Raw genomic sequence first — 11757 nt, forward strand, 5'->3', positions numbered from 1 at the left:
GCCTCACCGGGCTATTGGAAAACTTCCGCCTTTGCGCTACTATTTGGATAACTTTGTCACTAACCCCCAAAAATCCAATATGTACTGGACTCTTACACCTGCTTTACCCAGCAAGTGTTTTCGGCTAAAATGTCTGCAAGCGAGGAGAGGTGTCCGAGTGGTTCATGGTGCCGCTCTCGAAAAGCGGTTCCCGAGCAATCGGGACGTGGGTTCGAATCCCACCCTCTCCGCCACTCTTATTATTCTTCTGCGTGACTTCCACTTTTCTTCCCATATAGGCTATAATAAAAGCGTTTAGCGCGGAGAGGTACTGCAGTGGTTTAACAGGCACGCCTGGAAAGCGTGTGTCGGGCGCAAGTCTGACCGCGGGTTCGAATCCCGCCCTCTCCGCCATCAGCAACTCCTTTCATCTGGTGGTTTGACAAATCAAAAACAATCCTTTATAGTCTTTTCAATTTGATATCTGAAAGGCTGAGAACAAGAATAGTAAGCCTTCGAGCGGAGCCCAGAGAGCCGGGCAAGGTGTGAGCCGGTGCTAGCGCAGAGACTGAATGGACTTGGGAGCCGCCACCCGAAATCCGATAGCGGATAGTAGGTCTGGACGTGAGGGGAGCGTTATCTAACCCCGGGGTATCTTGCGCAAGCGACGTACCCGAATGAGATGTCCGCCTCATGCGGACGAAGAAGGGTGGCACCGCATTAGGAAGCCTCCTGCCCCTTCAAGGGTGGGAGGCTTTTTTATTTTAAGGAGGTCGCTATGCAGCTATGGCGCTGGCCCGCAGGGGCCAAGATTAATTAAGCAACAGAGGTTTTTCTAAACTGATAGAATTTTAGAATATAGAAAAGGAGAGAAAAATGGATAGCATCAAGTTCATCTTGTCAGAAAAGGACATGCCTACCCGGTGGTATAACATCCAGGCCGACCTGCCCGAGCCGCTGCCGCCCTATCTGCACCCGGGCACCAAGCAGCCGCTGGGCCCGTCCGACCTGGCGCCTCTATTCCCCATGGAGCTCATCAAGCAGGAGGTCAGCCAGGAGCGCTACATTGACATCCCCGAAGAGGTGCAGAAAATATACCGCCAGTACCGCCCCACGCCGCTTTACCGCGCGCGACGGCTGGAGAAAGCGCTCGACACCCCGGCTCACATCTATTACAAGTTCGAGGATGTCAGTCCGGCCGGCTCCCATAAGCCCAACACCGCCATCCCCCAGGCCTATTACAACAAACAGGAGGGCATCAAACGCCTTACCACCGAGACCGGCGCCGGGCAGTGGGGCAGCTCGCTGGCCTTTGCCTGCAGCCTCTTCGGCCTCGAGCTCAAGGTTTACATGGTCAAGGTCAGCTACAATCAAAAACCTTACCGCCGCATGATGATGGAAACCTGGGGCGCCAAGTGCGTGCCCAGCCCCAGCAACGATACCAACTCCGGGCGCGCCGCACTGGCCGCCGACCCCAACAACCCCGGCAGTCTGGGGCTGGCCATCAGCGAAGCCGTGGAGGATGCCGGCCCGCGCGAGGATACCCATTACTCGCTGGGCAGCGTGCTCAACCATGTTCTGATGCACCAGACAGTCATCGGACAGGAGTGCCAGAAACAAATGGAGATGGCCGGCGAATACCCTGATGTGGTCATCGCCTGCGTCGGCGGCGGCTCCAACTTCGGCGGCATCGCGCTGCCCTTCGTCCACGACAAGCTGGCTAAGGGAAAAAAGACGCGCATCGTCGCCGTCGAGCCATCGAGCTGCCCGTCGCTGACCAAGGGATTGTATGCCTATGATTTCGGTGACGTGGCCGGCCTGGCTCCCATCGCCAAGATGTTCACCCTGGGCAGCCATTTCATGCCGCCTCCGGTGCACGCCGGCGGCCTGCGCTACCACGGCATGGCGCCCATCGTGAGCCACCTGCACAAGCTGGGCATCATCGAGGCCAGAGCGGTCAACCAGCTGGCCACCTTCGAGGCCGGCATCACCTTTGCCCGCAGCGAGGGATTCATCAGCGCGCCCGAAACCAACCACGCCATCCGCGCCGCCATCGACGAGGCCATCAAATGCCGCGAGTCCGGCGAAAAGAAGGTCATACTCTTCAACCACAGCGGCCACGGCCACTTCGATATGTCGGCCTACGACGCCTACCTGTCCGGCAAGCTTACCGACTACGAATACCCCGCCGAAAAGGTCAAAGAAGCGCTGGCCTGCCTGCCTTCCGTATAACAGGGCTCCTACCAAACAACAAAAAGAAGGGGGGGCGGACAGCCCCCCTTCTTTTATTTTAATCCAGGCGAGTCTTAAGGCTGCTTGATAACGCCCAGCGTAATCGTGTGTCCGCCGAGCTTGTGTTCTTCGGTGCGGACGCCCTGAGGAGGGACCTCGAAGCGTATTTCACGAGAGAGCGTCTCGCGCTTAATGTAGGCGGCATAAGCCTGCATCACGTCCCGGACGTAATCATCGGACTGGTAGTAAGTAACTATATAGTCGGCGATTTCGAAACCGGCGGTCTTACGCATGGTCTGCAAGCGGTGCACGATTTCGCGCGTCAGGCCTTCCTTGGCCAGTTCCGGGGTGATATTGGTATCGACAGCCACCCCCAGCTCCCCCTCTTCGCAGAAGGCACTCAGAGTAGTAGCCGTTTCGTTTACACCAATCTCGTCCGAAAAAACCAGTGACTTGACGTTGAGCTCTTCCAGAATCTGGTCATCAGAGCGCTTCAGCCCCTTCTTCTCACTGGCCGACCTCACCCTGACAACGGCTGCATTGAGCGGCTGGCGTACTTTGATAGCGGTCTGCGCCCGTGCCGCGCGTCCCAGGCTGGAGACCTTCATGGCCAGCCGGATATCGGCGGATAGGTTCTCATCTATAAGGCTCTCGTCCGCCTTGGGGAAATCCGCCAGGTGTACGCTGTCCGGGGCATCGGGATAGACCGTTACCACCAGGTTCTGATACATCTCTTCTGCCAGGAAAGGCATGAACGGCGCCAGCAGTTTGGAGAGCGTCACCAGGCATTTATAAAGGGTCTGGTAGGCTGCCAGTTTATCTGTATCGCTCTCGCTCTTCCAGAAACGCCGCCGCGAGCGGCGCACGTACCAGTTGGAGAGAAAATCCACGAAGCGTTCGATGGCGCGCCCGGCATCGGTGATATTGTAGCCGTCCAGGTCGGCGGTAACCTCTTTCACCAGTTGGTTGAGTTCGGAAAGTATCCAGCGGTCCAGCTCGGAGGGTTCCGGCCTGCTGGTATCCACAGCCGGGTTATATTTATCGATATTGGCATAGGTGACGAAGAAAGAATATACGTTCCACAGGATAAGCATGAACTGGCGCGTCACCTCAGAGACAAGCTGCTCCGAAAAACGCCGGGCATTGCCGGGAGGGGCCGCCGTGAATAGGTACCAGCGCAGGGCGTCTGCGCCGTATTTTTGCAACACTGGTAGCGGCTCCACCATATTGCCGCGTGATTTGCTCATCTTCTCGCCCTGGGCGTCCAGGATATGACCCAGGCAGATGACATTCTTATAGCAGGGCTTGTCGAAAAGCAAAGTAGAGATGGCGTGCAAGCTATAAAACCAGCCGCGCGTCTGGTCCACACCCTCGCAGATGTAGTCCGCCGGGAAACGCCCGTCCTCGAAGATGCCTCGGCTTTCCGGCTCGAAGGGGTAGTGCCACTGGGCTACCGGCATGGCGCCGGAATCAAACCAGCAGTCTATAACTTCACTGGCCCGTTTCATCCTGCCATCGCATTTCTGGCAGTTGTATACGGCCTCGTCAACGTATGGGCGGTGGAGGTCCATAGGTTCCTTGAGGCCGCTGAAACCGGGCTTGGTTTTGAGTTCTGCCACGCTGCCGACGCACTCCTGCGCCCTACATTTTTCGCACTGCCACACTGGTAAAGGCGTGCCCCAGTAGCGCTCGCGGGAAAAGGCCCAGTCTACATTGTTGGCTAACCAGTCGCCGAAACGCCCCTCTTTAATATGCTCGGGGTACCAGTTAATCTGTTCGTTGCCCGCCAGTAGCCTGTCTTTCAGCATAGCCGTTTTTATATACCACGACTGCTTGGCGTAATAAAGGAGCGGCGTGTTGCAGCGCCAGCAGAACGGATAGGTATGGTGAATGGTCTCGGCCTTGAGGAGCAACCCTCTGGATTTCAGGTCGGAGATGATTTCCTTATCGGCGCTTTTGACGAACCTGCCGGCGAAGGGATAGCTGCCTGTTATCTTGCCCTGCAGGTCCACCTGTTGCACGAAGTCCAGCCCCTCAACCCTACCGGCTTCGAAGTCCGCCTCGCCAAAGGCCGGCGCCACATGCACGATGCCCGTGCCGTCCTCCATAGTGACAAAGGAAGTGGCTATCACCCGGTAACTGAGGTTCGGGTCGGGGGCTTCCGCCTTGATGACCGGGCTCGATTGTGTCCCGCCGGTTTGAAAGCGCCTTCGCTCTACGCCGTAGTCATGCGGATTGTAGAGTGGAGTATATCGCAAACCTACGAGGTCCTGGCCCTTCACTACCGCCGCCACACGGGCGTGGCCCAGACCCGCTGCTGCCAGTCGAGCACAGGCCATGATAATATTCTCATTTTCGAGTTCCACTACAGCGTAGTCGGCATCAGCGCACACAGCGAGTGCCGTATTGCCCGGCAACGTCCAGGGCGTGGTGGTCCAGGCAAGCAGGAATAGCGGCAAATGCGGACTCGCGCCCCCGCTAACGAGCTTACCTACCGCGGACTCTTCAGTCACCTTAAACTTTATGTAAACCGATGGGTCAGGCGTGTCGTCCTTATATCCCTGCGCCACTTCGTGGGATGACAGCGAAGTGCCACAGCGCGGGCAGTGCGGCGTCACGCGGTAGCCCTGGTACACCAGCCCCTTATCCCACATCTGCTTGAGTATCCACCAGCCGCTTTCGATATAGCTGTTGTCCATGGTGATATAGGGATGCTCCAGGTCCACCCAGAAGCCGATGCGCTCGGTCAGGGAGTCCCATTCCTTCAGGTAGCGGAAGACGCTTTCCCGGCATTTGGCGTTGAATTTGTCGATTCCGTAGCGCTCGATATCCGTCTTATTGGAGAAGCCAAGCTGTTTCTCTACTTCGAGCTCAACCGGTAATCCATGGGTATCCCAACCGGCAATGCGCGGGGTATAGTAGCCCTGCATCGACTTGTAGCGCGGAATGATGTCTTTAAAAACACGCGAGATGACATGATGGATACCGGGCTTTCCATTAGCCGTCGGGGGGCCTTCGTACATGGTAAAACGCTGACCTGCGCGGCGGTTTTCCACGCTGCGCCTAAAGATATTTTTCTCCCGCCAGAAGCCCAGCGTGGCTTCCTCCATCTGGGAGAAGTTAGCTTTGCTACCCACTACCTTGAACATGCTTTACCCCTTATAAAAAATAGGCCCGTCCATCGAGGACGGGTTTATGCCCGCGGTACCACCCCGCTTTTCCGCCTTAGGCGGAACACTTACTGGAGCACTAACATGCCCCGCCAGTTCTAACGGCTGGCATCCGGCCCGGCCTATTCGTCCGATTTTAAGGGACTTTTGGCTGGCGGCTCGGGAGGGATTTTCAGAAAGAGCCACAGGTCTGCTCACACCATACCAGACTCGCTTGCTGAGAGCGAACTTCCTTACTCTTCTCCGTCAAGGCCTTTAAGCTGGTTATTCAATTAAATCTATTATAGCACCTACTTGGGCTTCGGGAGTATCACCACTTTGCGCGCTTCGCCGAAACCCACGCTCTCAGTGGTAACATACGGGTGTTCGGCCAGCGCCAGGTGAATGATGCGGCGTTCGTAGGCTGGCATGGGCTCAAGGGCGCAGGACTTACCGCTGACCTCGACCTGCTCCCCCACGTGCTGGGCCAGGGTGCGCAAAGACTCATAGCGGCGCTTCTTATAGCCGTTGACGTCTAATACCAACGGTGCGGCATAACCCGTTTGGCGGGTTACCATCAAGCGCGTGATATATTGCAGGCAGGCCAGTGTTTGCCCACGCCGCCCTATGAGTATCCCCAGGTCTTCGCCGTTGATATCCAGGACGATAGGCGCCGCGGATTTTTCTTCATCGTCCGCCACGGGATTGTCGTACTGACAGGAAACGCTGGCATCCAGCCCCATGTGGGACAGGATGATTTCAAGGCTTTCCTGGGCACTGGCGGCCACCTGCTCTTCTGGTGGAATTCTATTGGCCGTCTCGGTGACCCGTATACGGGCGGCTTCCGCCCCTAAGCCCAGCAGGCCGGGCTTGCCTTCGCTCAGTACTTCAATCTCCACCTGATCGAGCCTCAAACCTAGCTGTTCCAGCGCCCGGCGCGTGGCTTCATCCACCGTCCTGGCGCTTATCTCAAGCTCTTTCATCTTAATCCCTTCTATCGGTTGACCATCAACCCGCATCGGAGACCGGATACTGAGCGGAGAGATGGTCTATTTTTTGGGCTTGCGCGATATAGACGGCGTCTTGCCTTTTCCGAAGGGTACAAGGGCAAGCGCTTGCCGCGGCAAGCCAGCCAGACCGCCCCACCCGCTGTAGAAATACTGCATTCCAACGCGCACAACTGCATTGACGACCCAGTATAATGCCAGTCCGCTCGGCACGCTGATGGAAAAGAAACCGAACATAATGGGCATCATAACCTGCATCAGTTGCGCCTGCTGCGCCTGTTTAGGGTCGGTGGAGGTCTGTGTGGTCATCTTCTGCTGCAGCCACATGCTGCCGCCAACCAGTATCGCCAGCAAGTAGTCGGGAGCGCCCAGGTTGAGCCAGAGGAAATGGGTATTCAGTGGCATGGCGGCGAATATGACAGGCCAGGAATACAGGTTGCCAGAAAGGCCGAGGAATTTCTCCGGGGTTACCGCCATCAAGCCGATGATAGCCTGGTATAGCGCAATCCAGATGGGCGTCTGGAGGAGTGTCGGCAGCAGGCAGCCGGCCGGGCTGACGCCGGACTCGCGGTAGAGTCTCATCTGCTCCTGGGCCAGCATCGGGGCATCCTTGGCATGTTTTTTCTTCAGTTCAGCCAGCCGGGGCTGGATGTCCTGCATGGCCTTGGTAGCCTTCATCTGCTTGAGCGTCAGCGGATACATGACCGCATTGATGAATAGGGTTAACACGATGATGGATAACCCGAAACTGTTTCCTAGATAATGAGACAGCGCTATCAGCACGTTGGTCACGGGCTGGAGTATGATCAGGTTCCAAATCTCTCCGATATTCAAGTTACATCTTCCTCACTAAGCAGCACTAGGTTTTTCCGGAAATCCCGTTATGGATATATGCGCATTCATGTATCTCAAATACACCGCCTTTCTATTTGGTAGCCGTAACAGTAACTGTAGCGGTAACAGTGGCGGTAGCGGTCGCGGTTGTGGAAACGGATTCCAAGGCAAAGGCCTTGTATTCACCTGTGGCCATATTTAGAGCATATATTTTCTCAGATTGAAAACCATGGATATATACAATACCATTGGCAGCGGAAAGCGGAGAGCTTACGGTAAGCTTGCTCTGATTATTATCCTTAATCCTTAGATCTACAATGAGAACCTGCGATTTGATGCCAGTGGCGTCTAACGAATAAATTTTGGCGTCATGAGTGGCTACGACAACCTTGCCGTCCACAACCACAGGAGAAGACGCTATTTCCGTACCCAGGTCGAAGGTCGTCACTAGGCTGCCATCCTGGGTTTTAACAGCATAGACTTTTCCGTCTAGGCACGGGGCATAGAGGATGCCATTTGAGATAACGGGTGTAGCCCAGAACCATTCGCGCGGCTCATTCCCGCTCTGGCCGGAAGCGGGAAACTGCCATTTGAGGCTGCCGGTGACTTCGTCCAGGGCATAGATATGGCGGTCGAATGAAGCTACATACACGGTTCCGCCAGCAATAACAGGGGTGGCTATGATGGCACCCTTCGTGCCAAATGACCACTTTTGCTTACCAGTCGCCGTATCTACGGCATAAACTTTCTTGTCGAACGAACCCACAAAGACCATTCCATCATCCGCAGCTGGTGTTGACCAAATTTTATTGCCCGTCTTAAATTCCCAGACTTTCGCCAGCGTGGTTGCATCAAGGGCATAGAGCTTGCCGTTTGAGGATGCCACGTAAACTCTCCCTTGATCGATGACAGTCCCCCCGACAATGGGCTTGGAATCGTCGGCACTCAGGGTGACACTGCTCGATATGCGCGTGTTAACATTGAATGTATAAACCTTACCGTTATAACCGGCTATGTATAACTGGTCGCCGGACATTGACAGATTACCGTATACAGCCACTATGGTCGAGGGTGCCGAGCAACCAAAGCCCCCACTGCTCGTAGGCGTGGTGTCAACGGCAATTCCCCATAAGGTACTGCCATCAGCAGCTGTAAGCGCGTCCAGCTGCCCGAAACCGGAAACAGTGTAAAGATTACCCCCGTAGACGGTTACGCCCGCCCATCCCGCAGACACAGCCGTAGAACCACAACTGCTAAGGGTGACAAAGATTGCCAGTAGCGCCAGGGTGAGGATAGCAACAAATACTTTTTTCTTCAATGCAAATTTCCCCTATCAGACTCTTTTTAACCGGGTTTATCGGGCACAGGGTCGTAACCGCCCTCATGCCAGGGATGGCAGCGGCTTATGCGGCGCGCTCCCATCCAGACCCCTTCTATAAGCCCGAACCTGGCGATGGCTTCATAGGTGTACTGCGAGCAGGTGGGCAGATAGCGGCAGGTTGAAGGCATAACCTGTGAAAATGTCCGCTGGTAGAGCCTAATCATCCACAGAGCAATTTTTCTTATCATCTCTTGCCAATAAGCCGGCCTGTGCCAGCCGATTCAAAACATCTGTTTTAAGCGCCTCATACTCAGCCTGTGCCGCCTGAGGTCTGGCGCTAAGTACGGTGTCGGTCCCCGGTTTAAGGTCTAGCTGCCTCACGATTTCCCTCAACCGGCGCTTCACGCGATTTCGAACCACGGCCTTCCCGAGGCGCTTGCTTACTATAAAACCGTAACGCGCTTGGAGCAGATCGTTCGGACAGCTTTTAATCACAACCAGCCCGCCACCCCACCTCTTACCCTGCTGCACCCGGGCAAAATCCCCTGGTTTGTTAAGGTACTGTTCCCCTTTCATGCGTCCATCCGGTTGTAATTTAACCCAAAAGATTCCAGAGCAATTCCGGGGAGAAAAGCGGGTTTGAGCTTAAACTACGGTAAGGCGCTGGCGCCCTTTAAGCCTGCGGGCTTTAAGAACATCCCTCCCGCCGCGGGAATCCATGCGCTTGAGAAAACCATGTTCCCGCTTGCGGGGAATTTTTTTGGGTTGATACGTCCTCTTTGGCACTTTAACTCCTCGATAAAGACCTGCCCGGTCTTTATATTTCTATATCTTTAGCTGATACTTCTGTCTCCACAGAAGGAACTGCCGCCGCGTTTTCTGCGGCCGGTTTGGCCTCGGCAGTCGTTTTACTCTCGCCGGCGACAGAGTTCAGATTGAGCGGAGGCACCAGCCCCTGCAGATGAATGTGCTCAGGTACGAATGGCAGCAGCGCCACGTGGCGCGCCTGCTTGATGGCCAGCGCCAGCGCGTGCTGGTGGCGGTTGCAGGTACCGGTGCGGCGCCTGGGCTCTATCTTGCCGCGGTCAGAAATAAAGCGACCCAGCATCGCTGTGTCTTTGTAGTCGATGCCCTTGGCCCGGCTGGCGCAGAAAGAACACACTTTGCGCTTCGGGGCAAATTTACCACCCGTCCACTTGCCCGGGGGGCGCCTTCCCATAGGTCTGGCAGCAGTCTTAGTTTCAACCACGATAAATGTATCTCCTAACTATTATAATCTGTAACGAGGTCACCGTTTAACTGAAAGGCAGGTCCCCCGCTTCATTATCCTCGACTTCGGTTTCTTCCGTTTTCTCTTCCGGGGCCGCGCTCGCCGCTCCTGCCCTGTCCAGGAATGTCACCCGGCTGGCGATGACCTCGGTGCGAAAATGCTTCTGCCCGTCCGTGCCGTCCCAGCTGCGGTTGCGCAATCTGCCCTCGACATACACCAGTTTGCCCTTATTGAGAAACTGGTTGCACTGTTCCGCCAGCTTGTTCCAGGCCACAACAGTAAACCAGTCTGTTTCCTGCTTTTTTTCACCTTCGGGAGTGCTGAAGACGCGATTGGTAGCGATGCGGAAGGAAGTCACTGGATTGCCGCTGGGCGTGAACCGCATCTCCGGGTCGTTCCCCACATTGCCAATAAGCATCACCTTATTCAAGCTTACCATCGGCCAGGCCTCCTGCTTTACTCCACATTCTTTAACAGATAGCGGATAATTTCCTCGGAGATATTTAGCCTGTTCTCGAGCTCAGGGCTGGATTCGCTCTTCAGCTTGAAATGGAGCAGCACGTAATACCCCTCGCTGAAATGCTTGATAGGGTAGGCCAATTTGCGCTTACCCAGCGCTTTGGCCTCGGCCACATTACCACCCATCCCCGTGATGAACTGGCTGACGCCCGCCGTTGTCGTATTCAGCTTTTCTTCAGTCCACTCGGGGTTGATGACCAGCATGAGTTCATAATTCCGCTGACCATCGGCGCTGCTGGCGGCGCCGGCAGGCTTGGCTACTTTAGTTGTTTTTGTTACCACGAATTCTCCCTAAAGCAAACGAAATTTTGATTATTATACCATAACGAGAGTAAAGAGCAAATTGTTGACACGTGAGCCGCTGCTTTGCTAGACTTAAATGCTTTGAGTGGCCCCGTGGTGTAGCGGTCTAACATGCCACCCTGTCACGGTGGAGATCACGGGTTCGAATCCCGTCGGGGTCGCCAGTAAAACCCTCTTTAATCCATTAAAGATTATACTTTTTACGCATTCCCGACGGTTACTTGCACCTCAGATGTTACTAAGTAATTCGTTGGGGAATCCTGGTCAGGAGAAACGTTCCTCTTTCCAGGGGCCGCCGTGATTGTTATACCTCCGCGTTTCCCAGAATCCCGGTTGGTCGACAGCACTGAATTCAATGCCGGTGACCCATTTGGCGCTCTTCCAGAAATATAGCCGCGGGACTACAAGGCGCACCGGCCAGCCGTGTTCGGGGATGAGCGGGGTGCCGTCGTGTTTGACGGTGAATAGCACGTCCGGCTGTAAAAAATCTGAGAGAGTCAGGTTGGTGGTGAAACCGCCGTAGGCATGCACAATAACGAATTTAGCGTCCGTCTTGAGCTTCACCAGATTAGTTACCGTCTGAGCGCCAAATCCCTCCCACAGGTTATTGAGCCGTGTCCATCTCGTCACGCAGTGGATATCAGAAAAAACCTTCTCCGAAAGAAGCGCCGTAAATTCGCCGTAGCTCAGGATTACCTCTTTCTCAACCTCTCCTGAAATGGTGAATATCCAGTCATCTAGGTTGATGGTGGGAACCCCGCTAGCCTGGAGCTGTGGCCATGCGCTGGTCTCTGTTTGGCCGGGTGGTATGCGGTTGGCTCGGAGCGTATCCGGACTATATATGATGCCGGGAAGCTGTGTGACGCTGGTCGGTGGAGACGACGTTCTGCCGGGAACTCCAAAACATCCCTCAAGGAGGCCAGGAGAGCCTGCCGCGGCTGCGGCAAGCAAAACACCGGTTCCCCGTAAGAATTCTCTGCGCGATACTCTCTTTTGAGGCATACATTGATTCCTGCGGATTCCAAAGACCATCCTGATATCACAACCGCATAAATGATACGGGACAACCCATCAAATAATCATAAAATTACTGCTTGAATAGTTAAATAATTGTTACTTCGGCGTTATCGGGTTCCACGGGTT

The 11757-nt window shown here is 55.1% G+C and carries 12 protein-coding genes and 3 tRNA genes; 4 read left to right on the forward strand and 11 right to left on the reverse strand.

Going from position 1 to position 11757, the window contains the following annotated elements:
- The first annotated feature begins 143 nt into the window (after nt 1-143).
- The 3 genes from C4542_03720 (at nt 144) to C4542_03730 (ending at nt 2211) form a co-directional block, all read left to right on the forward strand.
- Nucleotides 144-233, forward strand: a tRNA-Ser gene (locus C4542_03720).
- A 68-nt stretch (nt 234-301) separates the two neighbouring features.
- Nucleotides 302-393 (forward strand) — tRNA-Ser (locus tag C4542_03725).
- A gap of 462 nt (nt 394-855) precedes the next feature.
- Nucleotides 856-2211, forward strand: a complete 1356-nt coding sequence (locus C4542_03730) for a TrpB-like pyridoxal phosphate-dependent enzyme (GenBank protein ID RJO62442.1) — start codon at nt 856-858, stop codon at nt 2209-2211.
- Nucleotides 2212-2285: 74 nt separating this feature from the next.
- On the opposite strand, the gene C4542_03735 is transcribed toward C4542_03730, so the two are convergent.
- The 10 genes from C4542_03735 to rpsF all read right to left on the reverse strand — a co-directional run bounded on the left by C4542_03735 (nt 2286) and on the right by rpsF (nt 10593).
- On the reverse strand, nt 2286-5360 hold the full coding sequence (locus tag C4542_03735) for an isoleucine--tRNA ligase (GenBank protein ID RJO62443.1): 3075 nt from the start codon (nt 5358-5360) through the stop codon (nt 2286-2288).
- Nucleotides 5361-5671: 311 nt separating this feature from the next.
- Nucleotides 5672-6343: a protein jag gene (locus C4542_03740; GenBank protein RJO62444.1), complete on the reverse strand. Its 672-nt coding sequence runs from the start codon at nt 6341-6343 to the stop codon at nt 5672-5674.
- A 66-nt stretch (nt 6344-6409) separates the two neighbouring features.
- Nucleotides 6410-7201: a protein translocase component YidC gene (locus C4542_03745; GenBank protein RJO62445.1), complete on the reverse strand. Its 792-nt coding sequence runs from the start codon at nt 7199-7201 to the stop codon at nt 6410-6412.
- 91 nt (nt 7202-7292) lie between these two features.
- On the reverse strand, nt 7293-8519 hold the full coding sequence (locus C4542_03750) for a hypothetical protein (protein RJO62446.1): 1227 nt from the start codon (nt 8517-8519) through the stop codon (nt 7293-7295).
- A gap of 26 nt (nt 8520-8545) precedes the next feature.
- Nucleotides 8546-8767: a membrane protein insertion efficiency factor YidD gene (gene yidD, locus C4542_03755; protein RJO62474.1), complete on the reverse strand. Its 222-nt coding sequence runs from the start codon at nt 8765-8767 to the stop codon at nt 8546-8548.
- Nucleotides 8739-9098, reverse strand: a complete 360-nt coding sequence (gene rnpA / locus C4542_03760) for a ribonuclease P protein component (GenBank protein ID RJO62447.1) — start codon at nt 9096-9098, stop codon at nt 8739-8741. Before rnpA ends, yidD begins: the two co-directional genes overlap by 29 nt.
- A 69-nt stretch (nt 9099-9167) precedes the next feature.
- Nucleotides 9168-9308 (reverse strand): 50S ribosomal protein L34, encoded by a 141-nt coding sequence (locus C4542_03765; protein ID RJO62448.1) that lies wholly within the window; start codon nt 9306-9308, stop codon nt 9168-9170.
- 31 nt (nt 9309-9339) lie between these two features.
- A complete protein-coding gene (rpsR, locus tag C4542_03770; GenBank protein ID RJO62475.1) occupies nt 9340-9741 on the reverse strand; it encodes a 30S ribosomal protein S18 in 402 nt (133 codons plus the stop codon).
- 76 nt (nt 9742-9817) lie between these two features.
- The gene (locus C4542_03775; protein ID RJO62449.1) at nt 9818-10231 is read right to left on the reverse strand and encodes a single-stranded DNA-binding protein; all 414 of its coding nucleotides are present in this window, start codon (nt 10229-10231) and stop codon (nt 9818-9820) included.
- Nucleotides 10232-10248: 17 nt separating this feature from the next.
- Entirely contained in the window at nt 10249-10593 is a 345-nt protein-coding gene (gene rpsF / locus C4542_03780; GenBank protein RJO62450.1) for a 30S ribosomal protein S6, read from the reverse strand.
- Nucleotides 10594-10701: 108 nt separating this feature from the next.
- Here rpsF and C4542_03785 point away from each other — a divergent pair.
- Nucleotides 10702-10778: transfer RNA gene (locus C4542_03785), tRNA-Asp, on the forward strand.
- 100 nt (nt 10779-10878) lie between these two features.
- Here C4542_03785 and C4542_03790 read toward each other — a convergent pair.
- Nucleotides 10879-11616, reverse strand: a complete 738-nt coding sequence (locus tag C4542_03790) for a twin-arginine translocation signal domain-containing protein (GenBank protein RJO62476.1) — start codon at nt 11614-11616, stop codon at nt 10879-10881.
- Between the last annotated feature and the right edge of the window lie 141 nt (nt 11617-11757).

This window comes from Dehalococcoidia bacterium, assembly GCA_003597995.1.
Lineage (GTDB): Bacteria > Chloroflexota > Dehalococcoidia > Dehalococcoidales > UBA1222 > SURF-27.